Origin of the sequence: Neobacillus niacini NBRC 15566 (genome assembly GCF_001591505.1) — a bacterium.
GTDB lineage: Bacteria > Bacillota > Bacilli > Bacillales > Cytobacillaceae > Neobacillus > Neobacillus niacini.
On record NZ_BCVA01000022.1, the window covers coordinates 49222 to 72344 of the forward strand.

Here is a 23123-nt window from a genome sequence, read left to right on the forward strand (position 1 = left end):
TTTAGCTCTTGTCCTCCAATAAAATGTCAACAAATACAATAATCACTTCATTATGTATACATCTGTCAATTGGACTTCACAAGATAAAAATATTTGAGATAGTGGTGTTCTCTGTATTTTAATCACAAAAAAGTGCGAGGCACCAGCCATATGATTGGAAGGTGTCTCGCACTGTTACCCCTAATTTTTAGCAAATTGACCATCAACTTCAACCGTTTCAAAAATATTAATAAAGGCTTTTTCATCATGGCTGCGAACAATTTTTTTAATTTGCATGGTTTCATAACGTGTTACCACCATCATTAAAATTTGTTTTGGTTCCTTTGTATAGCCGCCGAAACCCTCTGTAATAGTGATACCTCGATAGATTGATTGTAGTAAATCCTCTCGTATTAATTCACCTTTCGTCGTCACAATCTGCATCGTTAATTTGATGTGATTCGTGTGAATGGTATCAATCATCTTACCTGTCAGATAAATCGACAACAGCGTGTACAATGCAATATTCCAATTGAAAGCAGCACCAGAAATGAGAACAATGACGCCGTTCATCGCCGTTAGTAGCAGGCCCACACTCACATTACTAGTCCGTGAAAGGATAATTGCAATAATATCCAATCCTCCAGAGGTGCCGGAATACTTCAAGATAACACCAACCCCAATACCGCCTATGATTCCTCCGAAAATCGCCGACAGCAAGATATTGTCTGTTACAGGAACGCTTGGTAATAGATATAAGAAAACGGAGAGGGATACCACACAAATCAATGTATTGATCGTAATCATCTTTCCAAGCTTAAAGTATCCCAAGATGAGTAAAGGTATATTGAGTAAAAGATTCATTACACCAATATCAAATGGAGTGACTAACCCAATTAAAATGGCAATACCACTTATTCCGCTGCTCAAAATCCCGTATGGAACGAGAAAGAAATTAAAGCCAAATGCAACAATTAACGAACCTACGATGACAATTAAATTTTTCATACCGATTAGCCCCCCGTTTCCAGAAAAAATTTTTAAAACAAAAACTAGATTAGATTTACGAGGATAGTCGATTCCGTATAACGGATAAACCTCATAATTTTTTTGTATAAAAAAACTCGCTCCAAAAATAGGAACGAGTTTTGTTTCCGTTACCACCCATAGTCCGCTTGTTTCGCAAAATGAAACATTCTGCACAGAGCCAATGTACCATATACGAATTCCCTTGTAACGGTAGAAAACCGATAAAGATTACTCGGTTTGACTTTGCATCTCGTAGATGTTTTTTCAGAAAAAAGTGTCCTTCGGCTTTCACCAAATCCCCCGATTCTCTTGGGAACTGGATTCTTTTCATTTATATTTCTCGTCACTGATTTTTATTATTATTAGTAATCTACCAGAGGGAAAATAAAGTTGTCAATATACTTTTCCAATATATCATTATTTTGAATATTTAGGATTTGTTTTCCGGTTATAACAACTTCTAGTCAACCTAATGTTATCGGATTAATATAGTACAATTATTCAAGAAATAATTAAATGAAAACGGAAATGCAAGTGGGTTCAGTCTCTCGGTGAAGTAAAGCTATAACGCACCGGGGGACTGACTCAAAATCACATTTTGTAATTAGCTTTTAACAGTCTCCGGAATTTATCAAAATGAGGTTTTGCTCCAACCTAACTCTAAATGGAAAGTATTTCATACACTTAACTCTCATATGTATATTTAATAGGTTATTAATAGCAAAAATATGGGGGAATAATATGAAGGTATCCAATAAAGTAATTGTCGTAACAGGTGCTGGTGGAGGGATTGGGAGAGAGCTCGTTAGGCAACTGCTAGAAAAAGGAGCAAGAGTCGCAGCCATAATCCAAAAAACGGACTAGAGGAAATACAGTCATTCACAACAGTCTATGGGGACAAAATCTCGACACACAAGGCTAATTTATCTAACAGAAATGATGTGGAAAAGCTTCCAGAAGAAATTATCGCCAAACACGGACACATAGATGGAATTATTAATAATGCTGGAATTCTTCAACAGTTTCATAGCGTGAATAAACTTGACTATGAACAAATTCAAAGGGTCATGGATGTTAACTTTTATGGTACGCTCTATATGTGTAAAACCTTTTTACCACACCTTTTAAATCGACCAGAAGCTTACATTACAAATGTATCAAGCATGGGTGGATTTCTTCATGTGCCGCTTCAATCGATTTATACAGCTTCAAAAGCAGCAGTCAAAATGTTAACAGAAGGCCTCCATTTAGAGCTTAGAGATACGAATGTAGGCGTAACCATTGTCTTTCCTGGTGGAGTTGACACGAACATCGTCCAAAATTCCGGTATTGAAATAGAAGGTACTAACAATCATTCATATAAAATTTTCAGCCCACATGAAGCACCAGCAATCATTGTTAAAGGGATGGAAAATAAAAAATACCGAGTATTAGCCGGAAACGATGCAAAAATAATGGACTTTTTATATCGTTTGAACCCCAAAAAAGCAACAGACATTATTGCTAACAAGATAAAAACACTTTAGAAAAAAGAATGGATAAAATAGGTTTAAAAGAGTGTTCTGTTGTGGAACACTCCTTCTAGTCTAATAAATTTTTTATTATTTCTAGCTTTCCTAATTTCCGAAAATGGCGACATACTGATTTTGCAAAACAAATCGATTATCGAACCAGCCTAACGTATTCAAGACATACCCTAAAGAATCTGCATTATATCTTCCTGCAATTTTTTGATACGCCAAAAGCTCATACACTTTGTTTGAATCAAAATCTACAGGATATAGGCCGCTTAAAGGATTTACAAAACCAGTAATAGGGCTTTTCAGATGGCCGTTTGCGTCGTAAATTTCATTTAAATACTCAGTACCTCTTTTTGAAATGTCTATCAAATACTTCTTATTATTGAACCTGCTGACAACCTCCACTTTGTAATGATCTTGATACATAACCTGATATTGATATTGCTCATTATATTCATTGAAATCAAATAATAATTGTGGTGTATTTTCCATAAAGGAATAAATATAATGGTACATGATTCCACCGCTTCCGCCTGAAGCAATACTTATTAAAATATCATCTACTCCATTTCCAGTAAAATCCCCTAAGAATATAGTAGGATTGTAGCCTGCATTTTCACGAAGTGGAACACTCTTTACGCTCCCAGTCCTTCCGTCTTGAACATGCAGGGTAATATTTTGTGTAAATGGACTATCTGAAGTCTTGATTCCCGTTAAATAAACATTATCAGGTACTTGATCTCCCGTTACATCGCTACGTGCAAACGTAACAATACTCCGGGGATTCACGGTTTGCCTAGAATAATAGTTATACATAACATGCTCCTTTTCATGAGGACTATCATCATTACTTTCTAACTGCCAATAATAAGCCTTCATTAAGTATATCTACTCACAGGCGTCATAAAATTTATAAGGCAAATTGAATCTATATTTGAATATCATACGCTCCTCGCTCTCAAAGTTTCCGGAGGATTTCGTTAATGACTCATCAAAATGGAGGGAAAAAAATGAAAAAATACGGTTCATTTTCTGGTACGGTTACCATGATTCAAGATTATCTAGTAGGTTCAGAAGAGGAAAAAGGGTGTTTTAAATTAATGTCCATATTGCAGGGAGATGGTTCAATAGTTAATTTCGTGATTAGTCCAACTACCTATTTTCTAGACCATGTTATGGTTTCAGTTGGGGACCGTGTAACTGGTTTTTATGATGTCAATGTACCTGTCATACTGATTTATCCGCCACAATATCAAGCCCTCATAATTGTAAAAGATAACTCTTATCAAAATGTAAAGGTAGACTTTTTTAACAGCCAGCTGGTGAGTAGTGATGGTCAACTACAATTGAATATTGCTAGTTATACTCCAATATTATTACAAAACAATCAACCCTTCACATCGAATCCTGCGAACCGGAATCTACTCGTTGTATATGGTCCTGCCACATTTAGCATTCCAGCCCAAACCACTCCCTATAAAATCATTGTTTTGTGTTAGTCACATTTAGAGAATTAAAGGGGTGTAAAAGCCCCTTTTTATTAATATCATTTTTATAGTCCTACATATAAGCAGTGTTGACAAGGCAAGCAAGATTTTATTAATCAATTTAATCTAATAAATGGTAAAAAAGTAGCATATTGGTGTGTTATAATGAAGTAGTCCGAAGGATGTAAGCAGTTCTCTTTTACGAAATTAAAACTAAAATATCTGAAAACCCTAACTGTAGTCGAACCTGAAATAATTTGTAATTTCGTGGGTGAAATATATGAAAATTTCAATAGAAGAAATAAGCAAAGAACTAGGAGAAGAAATCCTCATCAGATGTCATGAGGTAGATGATAAAATATACGAAATCGTCAACAAGCTGAAAACGGACGACCTTTTTATACTTGGATATCAAAATGACGGAGTTCACCGTCTTAATCTAAGGGATATCTATTATTTCGAGGCTGTGGACGGAAAGGTTTTTAGCTACTGTAAGGACAACGTTTTAGAGGTAAAACAAAAACTTTATGAATTAGAGGAATTATGCAAGGAAAAGAACTGTTTTCGTGCTTCTAAATCGACTATTTTGAACATGGCTAAAATTACCTCTATTTATCCGTCCATTAGCGGCCGATTTGAAGCGGTGCTTGACAACGGAGAACGTGCTGTTGTCTCAAGGCAGTATGTGCCTGTCCTTAAAAATATGCTTGGCTTGTAAAGGAAGGAATACATATGAAGATGTCCGAATTTGTACAAAAGATGATAAAGGATTGCCTGATTATCTTCGCCTCCATTATTATTATCATAACTATATTGCGACAAATCTATTATCCGTATATGACCTTTGATTTAAAGTCGATTTATATCATTATGGCCTTTTCATTTATAAGTACTTTACTGGGATTGATTTTGTATTCTCCGAATGACATAAGTGAAAAGAAAATGCGTATAAGAATTGCCATTCATTTTTTTACGTTGGAGATTCTATTGATTGTTCTTGCAAGTGTTTTTGATATTGTAAATAGCGCCACGGATGGAATCATTCTTTCTCTGCAAATTGCTGCCATCTATATACTAGTTCGTCTACTATCATGGAAAAATGATAAAAAAGAAGCCCAACAAATTAACGAAAAGCTAAAGGCCTTTAAGCAGGATGTTTAACCAATAAGTCACACAGCAGCAGTTGTCTGCAACCCATAAAAAAGCAGTAGCCTAATAGCTTACTGCTTTTTTTGCATCTTATTTGCCTGTGGATACAACTTACTGTTCTTCTATATACTTCCTTTTGGCGGTTTTTTATGATGAGTTCAGAATAAATTTTTTAAAAAAGAAGGGGTACTCTGATGGGATATTTACTATTATTGATCGTTTTAATTTTGGAGATTGGTTTTGCAATCTACTGCATGGTAACGGAGCAAAAACATAAAAAAATAAAGGACTGGATGAAGATTTCTGTATTTATCGCATTTGTCATTCTCACACTATCATCGGTGATTGTGTGGAGTTTCCGCTGGGTCATTCCTGCCATTCTGCTTTTCATTTCGGCTGTAAAGGGAACAGTTTCTCTTCTCCGCAACAAAACAAATAACAAAAAGTACAAAACTTCTTCTATTGTGTGGAAGTCTATTATGACAATATTCGTATTTATATTTGCCTTTGGACCTGCAATTGTATTTCCTCAGCATAAATCACCTAAAGTGAACGGTGAATATGAAGTTGCAACCGCTACTTACACCTATATTGATAAAAACCGTATGGAGGAGTTTACCGACAAGGAGGACCACAGATCTGTAAATGTGGAATTTTGGTATCCGAATAAGGCAAATAAAACATATCCTTTATTGGTGTTCTCCCATGGAGCAACCGGAATTAAGTCAAGTAATACCTCTACCTATACGGAGCTTGCAAGTCACGGTTATGTAGTGGTTTCAATCGATCATCCCTATCACTCCTTTTATACCGTTTCAGAAGATGGTACACGGGCTGTAATAAATACAGATTATAACCGTGAAGTCAGCAACGCTAATAAAGAAGGAATTTACTCGAAGGAAGAAACTTATGAACTCATTCAAAAATGGATGAAACTGCGAACAGATGATATGAATTTTGTCATTGATACGATACTAACTAAGGTTAAAACTGATAAAACCCCTATTTACCAACATATCGATACAGAGAAAATTGGTGTGTTCGGTCACTCTATGGGCGGGGCAGCCAGTGTTTGGTTAGGAAGAGAACGTAATGATATTGACGCGGTAGTAAATATTGATGCTCCGTTCTTTAGTGAGCTTGTTTATAACAAAATAGTGGATGAATTTGTTTCACGCGACGAATACTTCAACACACCGCTCCTTAATATCTATTCTGACGATGTTTGGGGACAGCTCGACAGCAACTCCACTTATGTTGCGAACAAACCCAGTAATGAACAATTCAAAAACGCCTATATCGTTCATTTTAAAGGATCCAAACATTTAAGTTTAACCGATTTACCGCTTTTCTCTCCTATCCTTGCAAATATTCTGCAAGGTGGAAAAGCGGACATTGATAAATATTACTGTATTGAAACAGCAAATGAACTCATTCTTAAATTTTTCGACGATGAGTTAAAGGGCATCGGCCATTTCACTCCTAAAGAAACATATTGATTTGTTTTTTGGGGCAGTCCCCATCGCCTTATAGCATAAGCGGACTGCCCTCAAATTTCAACAAATAAAAAGGGAAAATGCGGAAACACTAATAGTCAGCACCAATTTTTTCAACCTATATTTAGGACCTGCAGAGGAGGTTGTTATCCATAAATAAGAACAAATGGAGTTGGCTGTTTTTAACTTCTCTTAAGGGGATTTCTCAAGTCATTTTAATCGAGAATGCTTTCTCGGGTTTCATTATTTTGATTGCCATTACCATTGCTTCGTATTCTTTAGGAGTTATCACTCTTTTATCAAGTTTAATTGGTACATTAATTGGTAAGTTAGGCGGTGCAGAAGGGGAAAAGATTAATCAGGGATTATTTGGGTATAACTCTGTTCTTACAGGAATGGCGCTTTTTTTATTTTTACAAGGCGGTGATCGATGGTTCATTGCCCTGGCTGGATCCGCCATTGTAGCTTTATTAACAGCAGCCATGGTGCATTTTTTTCGACAAACCGGTTTACCAATGTTGACTTTCCCCTTTATTGTCTTAACTTGGCTTTTGTTGCTTACAACATACAGACTTGTTGCTTTTAAGATTAGTCCAGATCTTACACCACAATCGTTATCCAGTTGGACGTTAAATATTAAGGGAGAGACCGATTGGCTTGAGGGAGCCGTAAATGGTATCGGGCAAATATTTTTCCTTGATCATACACTTTCTGGAATCCTGCTGTTTATAGCTGTTTTTTGGGCAGGATGGAGATTAGGGGTATATGCAATCATAGGCAATATTGCTGCTTTGTTAACATCCTACAGTCTCGGTGGAGAACACTCCTTAATTTTCATGGGACTTTATGGCTATAATGCGATTTTAACGATACTAGCCGTATCGATTGTATTTAAGGGGGAGTCCAGGCATGTCGGAATAACCGGAATAATTGCGGCTTGTTTAACCGTTCCGATTACAGCCAGTATTGTAACCTTACTATTGCCATATGGACTCCCGGCACTAACCATGCCTTTTGTACTTTGCACGTGGATTTTCCTGGGAGCGAGGAAGGTACTGCCTAACATATAGAAAAATGCTGTCTCAAAAGGGATTGAGACAGCATTTTTTTTATTTTTTCAATTGGTCACTATACATAGTAAATATTTTTGATTCAATGGCACTAACCTGTTCTTGCTCAAATGTTTGTTTCGGATGTGGATTGTACCAATGTATTTTGTTATCCTCAATCATCCCTTTATATTCATTTCCTTCTACATTTAAGGAAAAATGCGGATGTTCATGGACGGTCCCCTCAAATAAAGGATTTATTTCAAAGTTTTCAAACATGTCTTTCCCTCCTTTTTTCAGATGAGTGGAGTTTCTTCTATTTGATTACCGACTAAGCAGCAACTAGACCCAAAGACTAAACAACCCATCGTTGACGCCTAGATTGTACATATAGTAAAAACCAAAAATAATACTAATCGTAGCTGTGATGAAGATCAATCCTTTGCTTGCGGTCATTCGATTCATGCTCAGAATAAATGGAATTCCGATAATAGTGGTAAAGATTAACATGCCCATTACCGTTCCGAATCCAAATACAATCATATACAAAGCACCCTGCCAAACAGTATCAACGGTGCTCATGGTAAGAAGGACCATTGCCCCGCTGCCGGCAATTCCGTGAATAAACCCAATGAAAAGGGATTTATAATATGTACCTTTTTTTACCTTTGTCAGTTGAATGTTATTTTCATGGTGATGATGATCAGAATGGTTTTGCTTTTTGCGAATGGACAACATCGCAGCAATACCAAGGTACACCAGCATGATTCCTACTAAAAATTCTAAAGTCAGTGACCACTTTTCCGGAATATCATTTTTCATTACAATAAAGATTAAACCAATAACAAAAAGTGTGACTGTATGGCCTATTCCCCAAAAAACGCCGGCAAGTGAGGCTTGCCATAATTTTTTACTTTGGCTTGCAATCGTGGAAACGGCAATCATATGGTCAGGTTCCATCGCATGCCTAATACCCAAAATAAAGCCTAATGCTAAAACTGAAAATAACGTAACTTCCATTATTTCTTCCTCCCCAAAAACAATCTCTACTAGTTCTTCGGCAATTTTCTGTAATTGCTCCGTTCATGCATTAATATTTTCTAAGCGAATATTGTTTTGTTTGAAACCATTCGTGACTAATATGCCTGTGAATTTCTGAAAAGATTCTTTCAATCACTTGGGTCGTGTTGGCGAATACCCGAGCAGTAAATCCGGACACTGGCAGTAAGGACAGTCCCACTTTATAATCCAATGTATTCTTATCAAGAAGGGAATATAACTGATCAAGAAAAGAAGGATTCATTTGCTTACAAACGACGAACATTGACCCTAAATGGGTATATCCTTCCATGAATCCAAGTCCCCTGATATTTTGCAGTGCAGGCTTCAAATGTAAATGATCATAAACCACTAATTCACCGTCCATATAGATTTCATTTAATAGCTGAACGGATTTATAGCTAAAACGCTCTCCTTCTGGTGACCAGCCTGGAGTAATAATATCTGAATAAAGCAAAGTGGCTGATGGATGCATTTTTATCACATTTTTTTGTTTGTAATGTGCATTTTGATAGGCAATTAACGGATCAGGAAAATACTCTAGGTAACTTCCAGCCTGCAAAGATATCTCTGATTCTTGGTAGGCGAAACGATTTGGCGTCTTATAAACCTTTGTCGCTCCCTGGGTGGTTAACGTTAATTTTGCATTTTCCCCTAACCCTATCTTCATTTGATAACGGTCCCCATCTAAATAGCCGCCTCCGGGATTTAATAAATAGTAACAGGCCCTTCCCGAATCATCATGATAAATAGGGCGCATTACCTTAAATGCACCCTGATAATAAACATTTTTTGCAACAGTCTTCCCTTTTCTGTCTTCCGCATTTAAATGCAATACACCTGTCCATTGTTCCATTTTACGCTAATCCTTTTAATAGAGCGTTCTGCTTCAACCAATCAAGGACATTATCCAGCCCCGCTTCATCTTTTAAATTGGTGAAGGCAAACGGCTTGTCCCCGCGGAACTGTTTCGTATCAGATTCCATGACTTCAAGACTTGCACCGACATGTGGTGCCAAATCGGTTTTATTTATGATAAATAAATCCGATTTAATCATTCCCTGACCGCCTTTTCTCGGAATTTTTTCCCCTTGGGCCACATCAATAATATAAATGGAGAAATCAACCAGTTCAGGGCTGAACGTTGCAGCAAGATTGTCCCCGCCGCTTTCCACAAAAATCAATTGTACATCTGGATGTTTTTCTTTAAGTTCATTGATGGCGGCAAAATTCATTGATGCATCTTCACGAATGGCAGTATGTGGGCAGCCGCCGGTTTCCACCCCAATAATACGATCGGCTGGCAGGACTCCGTTTTGCATAAGAAATTTCGCATCTTCTTTTGTATAGATATCGTTTGTCACCACTGCCATACTGATTTCCTCATTTAAACGCCGAGTAAGTTTTTCAACCAACATCGTTTTTCCTGCTCCGACTGGTCCGCCTACTCCAACTTTAATTGGTTCCATAAAAAACACTTCCTCTCATGACATAAAAATTCGAATATTTACACGTTCGTGCCTCATTTGCGATAACTCGATACCAGGTGAAACGATACCAAAATCTTCTTCACCCAACTGTCCGATAGCCGTAGCGGCATCCACTAAAACAGGTTGAATCTCACGAATGATTTTCTGTCCAGCTGTCTGGCCCAAAGGAATACCTCTTACTGCATTTTGAACGAGACTGGAAACGACAGAATACAGATAAAATAAAACGGTTGTCGATTTGGAGACACCAAGATTGTGAGCAACCATTGTAAAAACAATGGCTGGGTGACCAAATGACTGCTTTTCTGTAATTCGTTTTCTATAAGGCAAGAGGGCAGGTATTTCATATAAGGATTGGACAAGTTCTAACATCCGTTCCCCCATCCTCATGCTGCCCTCCCTCGTTTCACGAGGCAAATTTTGCACGGTCAACATTCTGTCTAATTTCCATACCTTTTGGAAATCCTCATCCTCTAATGCTTGGTACACAAGATGACATGCCAGCCCATCTGAGTTTAGGAGCTGTTCTTGAATAAACACCTGCAGCCATTGCGAAAATGTTTCTACGTTATGTACCGTTTCCTCTTGTATATAACTTTCAAGTCCATAGGAATGACTAAAGGCACCTGTAGGAAAATTGGAATCACATAGCTGAAAAAGTGCAAGAATTTTATCATCCATGGCTGTGTCCAATATGTCGAAAAGCCTGTTTTACTTTTCGCTTTTCACGTTGGTAGGGAATCTCCAGTTCATTTAATAGTTCCTCCACAAGGTAATCATATTGAACCATCATGCTATCATCTTCAAATTGGGCTGGAAGGTGTCTATTTCCTAACTGATGAGCGATGTTCCCCATTTCTTTGATACTCCGGGGGGTGATGACTAATAAATCGTCTGCAACCACGTCAATCACAATCATATTTTTATCATCCATATAGAGTACATCTCCAGCAACAAGATCACGTGGATCTTTTAACCGAATCCCGATTTCCCGTCCGTGATCAGACGTCACTCGTTGAATCCGTTTTACCAAGTGATCACTCTCAAGGTATACTTTTTCGATATGCCTTCTAATAATTTCTTCCTTTTCCATGTGTTCAATATTGGTTTCGACTCTTTCAATTAGCATACTTTCTCACCTCAAAATAGAAAATAACGTTGCGCCATCGGCAGTTCTTTTGCCGGGTCACTGGTAATCAGCTCTCCGTTGACTCTAACTTCATATGTTTGCGGGTCAACAGATAACTCAGGTGTTTCCGAGTTCAGTTTCATGTCCTTTTTCGTTAACTTTCTGATTCCATGTACCGGCATAATCATTTTTTCTAACCCAAGCTTTTCATGAACTTTATCTTCATAGGCCGCTTGCGATATGAAGGTAATTGAACTTTTTTACAAAGCTTTACCTGTAGCAGCATACATAGGACGGCTAATAATTGGCTGCGGTGTTGGAATCGATGCGTTCGCGTCTCCCATCATTCCATGAACAATCATTCCGCTTTTGATGACCAACTCTGGCTTAACACCAAAAAACGCTGGAGACCACATAACTAAGTCTGCAATTTTTCCTACTTCAATCGACCCGACATAATCGGAAATTCCATGGGTGATCGCAGGATTGATTGTATATTTTGCAATATAACGCTTTGCCCGATTATTATTAGAAAGCTTATTATCCCCTTGAAGATAACCTCTTTCTTTTATCATTTTATCGGCTACCTGCCAGGTTCTTAGAACCACCTCACCAATTCGCCCCATTGCCTGCGCATCGGAGCTCGTCATGCTAAAAATGCCCATATCCTGCAGGACATCTTCTGCGGCAATGGTTTCCTTTCTAATCCGTGAATCAGCAAAAGCAAGATCTTCAGGAACCGATGGATTCAAATGGTGACAAACCATCAGCATATCTAAATGTTCATCAACAGTATTAATCGTATATGGCAATGTAGGATTCGTTGAAGAAGGCAGTACATTCATATAGCTGGCCGATTTAATTAAATCGGGCGCATGACCGCCGCCGGCACCTTCTGTATGGTACATATGAATAACACGGTCTTTTAAAGCTGCCATTGTATTTTCAACAAACCCTGATTCATTTAGGGTATCTGCATGAAGTGCCACCTGTACATCAAATTTGTCTGCAACCGACAATGCATGATCTAGTGCGGAAGGTGTCGCACCCCAGTCCTCATGAACTTTTAAACCAATGACGCCAGCCCTAATTTGTTCGGCCAGTGGTTCCTCCGTTGCAGCCTGCCCTTTCCCTGTTAATCCAACATTGATTGGCAGACCCTCGATTGCTTCAAGCATGCGGTGGATATTCCATTCTCCAGGGGTAACAGTTGTCGCTCTTGAACCGGAGGTAGGCCCAGTTCCACCGCCAATTAAGGTGGTAAGTCCTGCAGTTAGAGCCACCTCGACTTGTGCCGGGTTAATAAAATGAACATGGGTGTCAATTCCGCCTGCGGTTACAATCATCCCTTCACCAGCGATAATTTCAGTTGAAGCCCCAATGACAATATCGACCCCATCCTGTACTAATGGATTTCCCGCTTTGCCAATGGCAGCTATTTTACCGTCACGAAGCGCAATATCTGCCTTGTAAATTCCTGTATAATCTAAAATGACCGCATTCGTAATAACAGTGTCAGGAATGCCATCACCACGAGTGACGAGAGGATGTTGTCCCATTCCATCACGAATAACTTTACCACCGCCAAAAACGACTTCTTCACCATAAGTGGTATAATCTTTTTCAATTTGAATGATTAAATCGGTGTCCGCTAACCGAATCGAATCTCCAGTAGTGGGACCGAACATTTGGGCATATTGCTTTCTCGACATTTCAAAACTCATTTACTATGCCCTCCTTCTAAAGGCCCATCGGTTTTATTGTTAAAGCCGTATACCTTCCGTTCTCCTCCATATTGAACCAGCTCGACTTCCTTTTCATCACCCGGTTCAAAACGAACTGCCGCTCCGGCCGGGATATTTAACCTTTTTCCATACCCTTCTTCTCTGTTAAATTGTAAGGATTCATTTACTTCAAAAAAATGATAGTGTGAGCCGATTTGAACTGGCCGGTCACCTGTATTGGTAACCTTCACTCGAAAAAGATCTCTTCCCTCATTGCAAATAATTGGTTCCTCTTTTAAAAATAATTGACCTGGTTCCCATTCCATTCGGGTGCCCTCCTGCCTGTAGTTATCGAATTGGATCATGCACAGTTACTAGTTTTGTTCCATCAGGAAAAGTCGCTTCTACCTGAATATCGTCAATGATATCTGCAATTCCTTCCATTACATCATCTCGTGTCAATATGGTTGCTCCATATTCCATTAATTCAGCTACGGTTTTTCCATCTCGGGCACCTTCTAATACTTCGTAAGTAATGAGTGCGACGGCCTCAGGGTAATTTAACTTCAATCCTCGATCCCATCTTCTTTTTGCGAGATCAGCTGCCACAACAATCATAAGTTTGTCTATCTCACGTGGTACCAGTAACATCTCCCATCCTCCTTCACTAAATTTTTTTTAAAATTTTCCACCTCCTATATAATTGTCCAAGTATGGTAAATTTAAACAAAATATAGTTCCTTGGATTTTATATTTCACGGAATGATTTTTAAAATTAAATAAGCCGCACGAACCCAAAGGTTCACGCGACTTATTATTTGCATTTTACTATTTTTCCCCTGGCAAGTATGCCCCATATCTAGGAAGAATCGTTTCCTTCGTATAAACATCCACTTGACGAAGTGTTTCAACGATCGCCGGCATATCCAATGCCTGTACAAGTTCATTAATCGCTTGAACACCCCTACCAGCAAATACTTCTCTATCTTCAAGTGTCGTCAAAAGTGGTGTAACCATATGATCAGATGGTTCGTTAAAGTAAGAACCTACTGCTCCGGATTGATAAGCATATTTCCCTAATAGATTACCAGGATTTTTATTCATCCCTGCAAACATATGCTGCACATCATACGTAACAGAATGGGATTCACTTACATTCAATGGAACATCTTCTAATCTACCTAAAACTTTATATGCACCAATGGTCATATCATGAAATGAATTCATCAGTTTGAAATTGGCAGCTTCTGCAGCTTTTAATACGTCCATGTACAGGATTGGTACTTTTGTTTCATCAAAGAAATCACGAACCATGCCACTGACTGTCATATGGGCCGGACCATGACTAGTAATATAGACTTGTCGCCTAAAACCTTGATTTAGTAAAGACTTTGCAATTTTATCCAAATAAGCCATCCCGTCTTTTATGCTCATTTGAATCGTTCCACGGCCAACAATCGTTCCGCCTGGGAAGAAATAAGGCAAGTTGTGCAAAACAAGCCCATCTGATTCTTCCGCCATCTTTAAAGCAATCGCTTCCGCTAAAACAGTTTCAGAATCTAGCGGCAAGGCTCCGTGAGTTTCCGTTACTCCAACTGGAACAAATATTAAATCGTTCCGATTTAAATAATCTTCGACTTCCCCATTTGTTAGTTTTGAAAGGAATCTAGTACGCAATTTATATTCTCCTGCCTTTCTTTTAATTAAGGAGTTGCCTTATTATTAAGACGCTCTTCTTTCTCTTAATACTGCATACATTTCATTTGTTCTCTTTGAATTTAGGTTAAAGATTAAACCAACACCGATTAGGATGAGAATAAATGCCACAACTGGCATACCTGTGTACATTTTTAAAATCCCTTCCGCTACCTCTTGTGGTTGTGACTTTGCACCAGAAACAAAGCCAACCCAGCCCAAAGAGTAACTTCCAATCGCTGCTCCTAATCCCATTCCTACTTTACGAGCAAAGGAATAGAGGGAATAAAGGGTTCCTTCAATTTTCTTTCCGGTTTTGTACTCTGTATAATCGATACAGTCTGTAACCAAAGCCCATACCAGGATAACAAATACGGAGGAACCGATTGTGGCGATATTGTATAATGCTGCAAATACATATACATTTTCAAACCTAATAAGTGTCATTAAAGCGGATGCTGCTAAACTGAATGCTGATGTAGCAAGAATTAAGTTACGTTTATTGAATTTTGCCACTAGTTTTGGAATAACAACGAATAACGCAAGGATAATTCCCATGCTGATGAATGAGTTGATCGCAAAGGCACTAGGCATGTTATAATACTCTGCAAATACATACGCAGCTAAAGTAGCAACACCAGAAATAATTAAGGTGGAACCAAGTGTTGCAACCATCATACCGATTAATGGTCTGTTGGAAAATGCCTCTTTAAATGCATCCTTAAAATCGTAATCAGGCTTAGCACCAGCAGGTTTTTCGTCACGGATACGTTCAGTTGTTAATTTTACAAGCCCTGTATAAGATAATAATGATAAAATACTGAATACAATAGCGATATAGAAGAATGCCTCTGGAACGATATTTCCAGCCTTATCATAAATGAACATTGGAACAAACGATAAGAATCCAACGCCAACAATCATACCGCCGATGGAACGGGCACGAGATAATTTTGTACGTTCAACAGGATCATTCGTGATTACAGATGCTAATGAACCATACGGAATGGCATCAGCCGTATACGCTACGCAGAAGAATAAATAAGCAGCTACTACCCAAATATGAGTCGCGGTAGATCCCCAACTTGAGATATCAGCGAAGGCAATTAAACAGGCTGCTGCTAGTATCCATTTCGAAAAGCTAATCCAAGGCAAGAATTTATCTCCGCTTTTTCCTATTCTATATCGGTCAGTAATCGTCCCCATAATACCAGTAACAATGGCATCGAATACTTTACCGACTAAAAACATCGTCCCCATAAAGTAAGGGCTTACACCCAATACATAGGTACAGAACACAATAAAGAAAGACCCAATATACAAGTTAACGAAACTTCCACCAACATCTCCCAGCATATACCCCACCTGGTCTTTTACTCCAAACTTTTTCATGATCAACTCTCCCCTTTTTTAACCGTTTACATTTTAGTAAAAAAATTGATTCGGTTTCTATCTGTAAGCGCTTCATCTAGTGCTTGAGTATTAGTATACATTTGAAAGTAAAAATACTTTTGCACTACAATTGCATGTTTTTATAGTATAATTGCAAAAATTTAAACAAAAAAATGGTACATGATTTTTCATGCACCCTAAATACATATAAATTGGTTATTTCTTAGTCTTCTTTTTATACTCAACGGGAGTAATTCCTTCTAGCTCTTTGAAAAGTTTAGAAAAATACTGGGAGTTGCTAAAACCAACCATAATAGCAATTTCCGTCATCGAAAGATTGGAAAAAAGGATCAGTTGTTTAGCTTCTCTTATTCTTCTCAAAGTTCGATAATGGCTAATGGTTGTTCCTTTATCTTTCTTAAAGGCACGCATTAAATGAGAGGGGTGAACATGCAATTTCCCTGCCATTTCCACCATCGAAATGTCCTCAGAAAAATTCATTTCTATATAGTTTTCTGCTTTCTCTACAATTGATACGTTATCACTTTTAGATTTTCGGATGGTTGGGTCGGAATATTCTGTTAACATATTTGAATGAATCATATCTAGTTCTGCTAAGGTTTGGGTGTGCTCAATCATGATTGCATATTTTTCCGATATAAAGTGGCATTGCCATGCACTTAACCCTCCCTTTTCGGCAACATAGCTATAAAGTGTATTGTGTGATAAAAGGATATTTTTATAGGAGCGGAGTTTATTATTGGGGACTCTGTTAAGAATGTTTAATTGTTCATCGCTAAATTTTAGGGTACCTTCCTTTTCATATTCAGCTAACAAATCCCGATCACTCGTTTGGATTCCATAGAGTAATTTTTCCCTAAGCTTATGGACAGCTTCCATGTATTCGGGCGTAGGTCCATTTCGATTTGAACTTGGAGTATCTGATTGTCGATGTTCCTTCATTTAAGTCCCTGCCTTATGCACTTTGCAAAAAATTGTATCATATTATAGTATTTTACGCGACTCTTTATGTTGAGCAAATGGGGATACATGATGAAATATAGTATTAAATGCACTGGGTGAATGGCCCCAAAATGTGTTTTTTTAAGAGCTCACCACATAAATTAATCCTTAACTGAAAAATATATACTATTACTATTTTTTGGGGAGATGTTAATAATATGGCATTTGAGAAGGGGCTTGCTGAATCAGAAAAAGCTTATAACCAGTTGCATGAGGTTAGTTCTTTATTTGCAAAAATAGTGAGGGAAGACTTTCTGTCAACATGGCAATGGTGGTTTGGTCTCGCTCTATTTATCATTCCTTGGATTGTTTGGTTTAAATTCAGGAAGAAAGACAGTTCAGGTCGTCTCCTTTTAGGTGGCTTACTAACGATACTCATTTCACTATCACTAGATCTCGCTGCCTTGTCTTTGGGGCTTTGGTCATACCCAATGGTCATTATTCCTTTAGCACCGTTTCTATTTTTACCCTATCACTTTTCTTTGGCACCCGTTGCAGTAATGTTCGCTCTACAAATAAAACCAAAAGTGAATCCCTTATTAAAAGGCATTATATTTGCCTCCATTGCTGCTTTTGGGGGTATGAATTTCTTTAATGCCATTGACTTCTATAACCCTAAGAAGTGGTCCACTTTATATGATTTTATTATATTTTTCACTATTTACTATGCGGCTTATTTGGTTACCAAAATGGAGTCCTATACTAAATTAGGTTAGGTTAGTGAAGGAAAAACTTCATTAGGTTAAGTACAAACGGGGTCAGTCCTCGGTGAAATAAAGGTTTAATCAGCCTTGGCACTGACCCCCTAATATTATTGACGCGGAACATTTGTGCTGACCTCTAGATTTATTAATGATACACTAATTAGATATTGAAAATATAATGGTGATAAGTGTGGTTTATTTATTAATCTTGATTTTCCTTATTGTTTGTATTACTTTCTTTTTCACTTTTAAAAAAATATATATATTCAAACTTCTACCATGGCGATTGTTATGGCCCTTGAGATTGTTACACAAGGAGTTCTATTAAGCTACTTTGGCATCCAGTTCTTCCAGCATATATTTGGTAAAATTCTATGTATTATTAACCTAACCCTATGGTTTGGCTTTATTTAATCTTTTTTCATAGCAAGTTTGGATGGGAAATTTAAAGACATCCATTATTCCAATGTGATCAACCGTTTTGGATTGGTACATGGGTTGCTGGCACCTCTATAAGCGGCATTTTATTTTATACACAATTTTCCCACTGGGGAACTATTTCTGTCCTTATTGCTTTTATAAATATTGTGCTTTGGATTGTTTATCTTGGGATCAGTGTAAAAACTTTTATAGAAATTTCTCGAACAAAATTTTTTCAGAATGTCCACGGCATTCTTCTGTTAACAACGGTCAGCACACAATCGGTTGTCCTTTTGCTTAACACTGTTTTCAAATATTTTCCGGATATCTTTAACCTCTCTTTACTAATTATTGGATTTTGTTTTTATTTGGTTTGTGTTTTTTTATCCTATCAAGATACATAAAAAATTCTTGGTCAATTGAAATGGATTGGAACAATACGAACTGTATATTACATGGGGCGTTATCCATTTCTGGGGTTGCCTGTATTGTCACTGGCGTCCTCAGCCTGGATCTCATTAGAGTGATATGGAGAACTGCCCTTATTACTTTCATTGCGGTTGAGACTATTGAACTCTATAGGCTGTTCAGGCGGATCAAACACTATGGGTTTAAAGAGGCAATCTTCGTTTATGATGTGACGCAATGGAGTAGAGTTTTTACTTTTGCCATGTTTTATACTTTCACAGCCCTTTTCCATACTCATTTATTGATCGCTCCCTTCGTTATCGACACCATCCTTAAGATGGGCGTGTGGGTAGTAATCCTTCTTCTTATGGTAGAACTAATGCTTAGTTTACGTGATGCTATAAAAACCTTTAAACAATCATCAAGACAATTGAATAAAGTAAATTCACCCAATTTCCATTCTTAACTTAACAAAACCCCCACAAAATGGTTGTTTCAACCAATATGTGGGGGTTTATTCGTGAGGTAACGCTATAATGCAGTATTGATTCAGGATTTGTGACTGTATAAATTTACCTGCCCCGTAAGTTCAATATTATTAAAAAATAGCGCTTGCATATTTTGAAAATCCTATTATAATACTTGTATACAAGTAGACTTGAATTAAATAGAGGTGATTTTATGGCCGAACAAAAGGAATTTCTCTATCCTGTAAAATGGCTTTCCAAAGCTTCAGCTGGAGACCGTGTTACCTACGAACTTAGAATGCGCATTATTTCGGGCATGATTGAAAGCGGTACCGTCCTATCTGAAAATAAATTAGCTGCAGACTTTGCAGTTAGCCGGTCACCTATCCGTGAAGCATTAAAAACTCTTGCTTCTGAAAAGATTATCCGATTAGAAAGAATGGGAGCCACTGTAGTAGGTTTAACTGAAAAAGAATATGCAGAAATTTATGATGTCCGTATCCTGATCGAAACATTTGTATTTGAACGTCTTGCAAGCATGGAATCGACTGAATTAGTCATGGAACTGAGTAAAATACTTGAGATGATGAAAATCGCCATAAAATACCAAGATGCGGATGAGTTTTCTTATCAGGATGTCCTATTTCATGAAACGATTATTCGGGCAATTAATCATTCTTACATCCTGATGATATGGGATAATTTAAAGCCTGTGATGGAGAGCTTAATTCTCCTTTCTATGCGCAGTCGTTTTAAAGAAAAGTATGAAGATTTTACCAGAATCCTAAATAATCATCAACTATACATTGAAGCAATCGAAACAAAGAATCGAGACCTGATGGTTAGATCGTTACATCAAAACTTTGATGATGTTCAAGAGAAAGTTGAAGATTTGTGGAGGTCCCAAATGAGGCTTCTAAAAGGAGTCGAACAACAAAATGACTAATTATATGTTAGGTGTAGACATCGGTACAACCAGTACAAAAGCCGTTTTATTTACGGAAAATGGCAGTGTCATTCAAACAGAAAATATCGGTTATCCGCTCTTCACACCGAATATAGCAACGGCAGAACAAGACCCTGAAGAAATTTTCCAGGCAGTTTTGACAGCCATTTCGTCAATAACGAAAAAGCATTCAAATAAAAAACCATCATTTATTTCATTTAGCAGTGCGATGCATAGTGTTATTGCAATGGATGAAAATGGCAAGCCACTCACACCTTGTATCACCTGGGCTGATAATCGAAGTGAAACTTGGGCCCACAAAATTAAAAATGAATTAGATGGGCATAACGTATACAAACGCACCGGAACACCGATTCACCCGATGTCACCGCTATCTAAGATTACCTGGATTGTGAATGAACGTCCTGAAATCGCTGTTAACACAAAAAAATATATCGGTATTAAGGAATATATTTTTAAGAAATTCTTCGATCAATATGCTGTCGATTATTCCCTGGCTTCCAGCATGGGGCTGATGAATCTGAAAAACTTAGATTGGGATGATGAAGCCCTTGAAATTGCTGGTATTACACGTGATCAATTATCGAAGCTCGTTCCAACAACTAAGATTTTTACCAACTGTGATCCGTTCTTAGCCAACCAGATTGGGATCGACTTACAAACACCTTTTGTGATTGGGGCAAGTGATGGAGTCCTTTCAAATCTAGGTGTAAATGCTATCCGTAAAGGAGAAATCGCTGTCACCATTGGGACAAGCGGTGCGATACGAACAATCATTGATAATCCGAAAACAGATGAAAAAGGAAGAATCTTTTGTTATGCCTTAACAGAAAAACATTGGGTGATTGGCGGACCGGTAAACAATGGAGGAATGGTCCTTCGTTGGATACGCGATGAATTTGCATCTTCCGAGGTAGAAACTGCCAAACGACTCGGAATCGATCCATATGAAGTCTTAACTAAGATTGCCGAACGTGTACGACCTGGTGCCGATGGATTGTTATTCCATCCATACCTCGCTGGGGAACGTGCACCATTATGGAATCCCGACGTGCGCGGTTCCTTCTTTGGTTTAACCTTGTCACATAAAAAGGAACATATGATTCGAGCAGCTTTAGAAGGTGTCATATTCAATTTATACACAGTATTTTTAGCCTTAATTGAATGCATGGACGAGCCTGTTACCCGAATCCAAGCTACCGGGGGATTCGCAAGGTCCGATGTTTGGAGACAAATGATGTCCGATATATTCGAATCGGAAGTGGTGGTTCCAGAAAGCTACGAAAGTTCGTGCCTGGGTGCTTGTATTTTAGGTCTATATGCCCTAGGACAAATAGATTCATTTGAGAGTGTTTCTGAAATGATTGGCAGTACCTATAAGCACAAACCGAAAGAAGAATCGGTAAAAGAGTATAGGCAATTGCTGCCAATCTTTATTAACCTATCAAGAGTATTAGAAAATGAATATACACAGATTGCAAACTATCAAAGAAGCTTACTAAAAAACAACTAGATAAACATCAGGAGGAAATAAAATGCCATTAGTTATAGTAGCATTGGGAATTATTGCATTATTAATTTTAATCATGGGCATGAAATTAAACACCTTTATTTCATTGATCATAGTATCTTTTGGAGTAGCTTTAGCACTTGGAATGCCACTAGAGGAAGTGGTTAAAACCATCGAAGCCGGATTAGGCGGAACACTTGGACATATAGGTTTAATCTTTGGACTTGGAGCCATGCTTGGTAAGTTAATCGCTGATTCAGGCGGTGCGCAGCGCATTGCGATGACTCTAGTAAAAAAGTTTGGCGAAAAAAATACTCAATGGGCAGTAGTAGTTGCTTCATTTATAATCGGTATCGCGTTATTTTTCGAAGTAGGATTAGTATTATTGATTCCAATTGTCTTTGCGATTTCTAGAGAATTAAAAGTTTCCATCTTGTCACTTGGTATTTCCATGACAGCAGCTTTATCGGTGACACACGGTTTCTTGCCGCCGCATCCAGGACCAACTACGATTGCTGGTGAACTTGGTGCTGATATTGGAGAAGTATTACTTTATGGTTTCATTTGTGCGGTTCCTACGGTAATCTTAGCTGGGCCAATTTTTACAAAAATTGCGAAAAAACTTGTCCCTGAATCATTTACAAAAATGGGCAGCATTGCCTCATTAGGTGAACTAAAAACATTTAAGCTTGAAGATACACCTAAATTCGGCATCAGTGTATTTACTGCTTTACTTCCTGTTATCTTAATGTCAATTGCAACAATTATTACCTTGATGCAAAAAACATTGGGCTTCGAAGATAATACTATACTAGCAGTGATCCGATTTATCGGTGAAGCCGGTACGGCTATGTTGATTTCCCTATTATTTGCTGTTTATTCAATGGGTATCGCAAGAAAGATTCCTATGAAGGATGTCATGGAGTCTTGTACACAAGCCATTCTGCACATTGGTATGATGCTGTTAATCATTGGAGGCGGTGGTGCCTTCAAGCAAGTATTAATTAACGGCGGCGTAGGTGACTATGTAGCGGAATTATTCAAAGGGACTGCCATATCACCGATTATCCTCGCATGGATGATTGCTGCCATTTTACGTATTGCATTAGGATCTGCAACTGTTGCTGCCTTAACGACAGCTGGTTTAGTGATTCCAATGTTAGGACAAAGTGATGTTAACCTTGCTCTGGTCGTTCTTGCAACAGGTGCCGGAAGTGTCATTCTTTCCCACGTAAACGACGCTGGTTTCTGGATGTTTAAAGAATACTTTGGTTTAAGCATGAAAGAAACCTTTGCAACATGGACCTTGCTGGAAACGATTATTTCCGTAGCTGGATTAGGTTTTGTACTATTATTAAGTTTGTTTGTATAAACCTTCCAGGCAGTAAATCCCCGCTTTTAAAGTGAGGGTTTTACTGCCTATTAA

25 protein-coding genes and 1 pseudogene are annotated in these 23123 nt (G+C 38.0%); 11 read left to right on the forward strand and 15 right to left on the reverse strand.

Annotation, left to right across the window (positions count from 1 at the left end; translation table 11 throughout):
• Window positions 1-180: 180 nt before the first annotated feature.
• Window positions 181-987, reverse strand: a complete 807-nt coding sequence (locus BANA01_RS16320; protein ID WP_034676476.1) for a YitT family protein — start codon at window positions 985-987, stop codon at window positions 181-183.
• A gap of 762 nt (window positions 988-1749) precedes the next feature.
• Between BANA01_RS16320 and BANA01_RS30645 the strand changes: the two genes are divergently transcribed.
• Both BANA01_RS30645 and BANA01_RS16325 read left to right on the forward strand, forming a co-directional pair.
• The gene (locus tag BANA01_RS30645) at window positions 1750-1872 is read left to right on the forward strand and encodes an SDR family NAD(P)-dependent oxidoreductase (RefSeq protein WP_218008402.1); all 123 of its coding nucleotides are present in this window, start codon (window positions 1750-1752) and stop codon (window positions 1870-1872) included.
• 5 nt (window positions 1873-1877) lie between these two features.
• Window positions 1878-2534 carry an SDR family NAD(P)-dependent oxidoreductase gene (locus BANA01_RS16325; RefSeq protein WP_218008403.1) on the forward strand — a complete coding sequence of 219 codons (657 nt, stop codon included), beginning with the start codon at window positions 1878-1880 and terminating at the stop codon, window positions 2532-2534.
• Window positions 2535-2624: 90 nt separating this feature from the next.
• Here the strand turns inward: BANA01_RS16325 and BANA01_RS16330 are convergent, their stop codons facing one another.
• The gene (locus tag BANA01_RS16330; protein ID WP_235847168.1) at window positions 2625-3407 is read right to left on the reverse strand and encodes a VCBS repeat-containing protein; all 783 of its coding nucleotides are present in this window, start codon (window positions 3405-3407) and stop codon (window positions 2625-2627) included.
• A 131-nt stretch (window positions 3408-3538) separates the two neighbouring features.
• On the opposite strand from BANA01_RS16330, the gene BANA01_RS16335 reads away from it, so the two are divergent.
• From BANA01_RS16335 to BANA01_RS16355, 5 genes are all read left to right on the forward strand, one after another.
• Window positions 3539-4027 carry a hypothetical protein gene (locus BANA01_RS16335; RefSeq protein ID WP_034676480.1) on the forward strand — a complete coding sequence of 163 codons (489 nt, stop codon included), beginning with the start codon at window positions 3539-3541 and terminating at the stop codon, window positions 4025-4027.
• 268 nt (window positions 4028-4295) lie between these two features.
• A complete protein-coding gene (locus BANA01_RS16340) occupies window positions 4296-4733 on the forward strand; it encodes a LytTR family DNA-binding domain-containing protein (RefSeq protein WP_034676466.1) in 438 nt (145 codons plus the stop codon).
• Between the two features lie 14 nt (window positions 4734-4747).
• Entirely contained in the window at window positions 4748-5176 is a 429-nt protein-coding gene (locus tag BANA01_RS16345) for a DUF3021 family protein (RefSeq protein ID WP_034676467.1), read from the forward strand.
• 182 nt (window positions 5177-5358) lie between these two features.
• The gene (locus BANA01_RS16350; RefSeq protein ID WP_034676470.1) at window positions 5359-6663 is read left to right on the forward strand and encodes an alpha/beta hydrolase family protein; all 1305 of its coding nucleotides are present in this window, start codon (window positions 5359-5361) and stop codon (window positions 6661-6663) included.
• Window positions 6664-6803: 140 nt separating this feature from the next.
• The gene (locus BANA01_RS16355) at window positions 6804-7730 is read left to right on the forward strand and encodes an urea transporter (RefSeq protein ID WP_235847169.1); all 927 of its coding nucleotides are present in this window, start codon (window positions 6804-6806) and stop codon (window positions 7728-7730) included.
• Window positions 7731-7769: 39 nt separating this feature from the next.
• On the opposite strand, the gene BANA01_RS16360 is transcribed toward BANA01_RS16355, so the two are convergent.
• From BANA01_RS16360 to BANA01_RS16415, 12 genes and pseudogenes are all read right to left on the reverse strand, one after another.
• Window positions 7770-7988, reverse strand: a complete 219-nt coding sequence (locus tag BANA01_RS16360) for a hypothetical protein (protein WP_034675477.1) — start codon at window positions 7986-7988, stop codon at window positions 7770-7772.
• 63 nt (window positions 7989-8051) lie between these two features.
• Complete coding sequence (locus BANA01_RS16365) at window positions 8052-8729, reverse strand: urease accessory protein UreH domain-containing protein (protein WP_034675474.1); 678 nt, start codon at window positions 8727-8729, stop codon at window positions 8052-8054.
• Window positions 8730-8799: 70 nt separating this feature from the next.
• Window positions 8800-9624, reverse strand: a complete 825-nt coding sequence (locus BANA01_RS16370) for an urease accessory protein UreD (protein ID WP_034675471.1) — start codon at window positions 9622-9624, stop codon at window positions 8800-8802.
• A gap of 1 nt (window position 9625) precedes the next feature.
• Window positions 9626-10237 carry an urease accessory protein UreG gene (gene ureG / locus BANA01_RS16375; RefSeq protein WP_034675468.1) on the reverse strand — a complete coding sequence of 204 codons (612 nt, stop codon included), beginning with the start codon at window positions 10235-10237 and terminating at the stop codon, window positions 9626-9628.
• A 15-nt stretch (window positions 10238-10252) separates the two neighbouring features.
• Window positions 10253-10939, reverse strand: a complete 687-nt coding sequence (locus BANA01_RS16380) for an urease accessory protein UreF (protein WP_034675465.1) — start codon at window positions 10937-10939, stop codon at window positions 10253-10255.
• Entirely contained in the window at window positions 10932-11387 is a 456-nt protein-coding gene (ureE, locus tag BANA01_RS16385; protein WP_034675462.1) for an urease accessory protein UreE, read from the reverse strand. Before ureE ends, BANA01_RS16380 begins: the two co-directional genes overlap by 8 nt.
• 11 nt (window positions 11388-11398) lie before the next feature.
• A pseudogene (ureC, locus tag BANA01_RS16390) lies at window positions 11399-13111 on the reverse strand (urease subunit alpha).
• Window positions 13108-13437, reverse strand: a complete 330-nt coding sequence (locus BANA01_RS16395) for an urease subunit beta (protein ID WP_034675446.1) — start codon at window positions 13435-13437, stop codon at window positions 13108-13110. Before BANA01_RS16395 ends, ureC begins: the two are co-directional and overlap by 4 nt.
• Window positions 13438-13459: 22 nt before the next feature.
• Window positions 13460-13762, reverse strand: coding sequence for an urease subunit gamma (locus BANA01_RS16400; RefSeq protein ID WP_034675444.1), 303 nt, complete (start codon window positions 13760-13762; stop codon window positions 13460-13462).
• 177 nt (window positions 13763-13939) lie between these two features.
• A complete protein-coding gene (locus BANA01_RS16405; protein ID WP_034675490.1) occupies window positions 13940-14788 on the reverse strand; it encodes a creatininase family protein in 849 nt (282 codons plus the stop codon).
• A 45-nt stretch (window positions 14789-14833) separates the two neighbouring features.
• On the reverse strand, window positions 14834-16198 hold the full coding sequence (locus tag BANA01_RS16410) for an MFS transporter (protein ID WP_034675487.1): 1365 nt from the start codon (window positions 16196-16198) through the stop codon (window positions 14834-14836).
• A 216-nt stretch (window positions 16199-16414) separates the two neighbouring features.
• Window positions 16415-17161, reverse strand: coding sequence for a helix-turn-helix transcriptional regulator (locus tag BANA01_RS16415; RefSeq protein WP_034675485.1), 747 nt, complete (start codon window positions 17159-17161; stop codon window positions 16415-16417).
• Window positions 17162-17379: 218 nt separating this feature from the next.
• On the opposite strand from BANA01_RS16415, the gene BANA01_RS16420 reads away from it, so the two are divergent.
• A complete protein-coding gene (locus BANA01_RS16420) occupies window positions 17380-17937 on the forward strand; it encodes a CBO0543 family protein (RefSeq protein WP_034675481.1) in 558 nt (185 codons plus the stop codon).
• Between the two features lie 871 nt (window positions 17938-18808).
• Here the strand turns inward: BANA01_RS16420 and BANA01_RS16425 are convergent.
• The gene (locus BANA01_RS16425; protein ID WP_034676514.1) at window positions 18809-19051 is read right to left on the reverse strand and encodes a hypothetical protein; all 243 of its coding nucleotides are present in this window, start codon (window positions 19049-19051) and stop codon (window positions 18809-18811) included.
• Between the two features lie 383 nt (window positions 19052-19434).
• Between BANA01_RS16425 and BANA01_RS16430 the strand changes: the two genes are divergently transcribed.
• The 3 genes from BANA01_RS16430 to BANA01_RS16440 are packed head-to-tail and all read left to right on the forward strand — an operon-like array spanning window position 19435 to window position 23069.
• On the forward strand, window positions 19435-20166 hold the full coding sequence (locus BANA01_RS16430) for a GntR family transcriptional regulator (protein ID WP_034676512.1): 732 nt from the start codon (window positions 19435-19437) through the stop codon (window positions 20164-20166).
• A complete protein-coding gene (gntK, locus tag BANA01_RS16435) occupies window positions 20159-21700 on the forward strand; it encodes a gluconokinase (RefSeq protein WP_034676510.1) in 1542 nt (513 codons plus the stop codon). The genes BANA01_RS16430 and gntK overlap by 8 nt, the downstream gene beginning before the upstream one ends.
• 22 nt (window positions 21701-21722) lie before the next feature.
• Window positions 21723-23069 carry a GntP family permease gene (locus tag BANA01_RS16440; protein WP_034676508.1) on the forward strand — a complete coding sequence of 449 codons (1347 nt, stop codon included), beginning with the start codon at window positions 21723-21725 and terminating at the stop codon, window positions 23067-23069.
• Window positions 23070-23123: the final 54 nt, after the last annotated feature.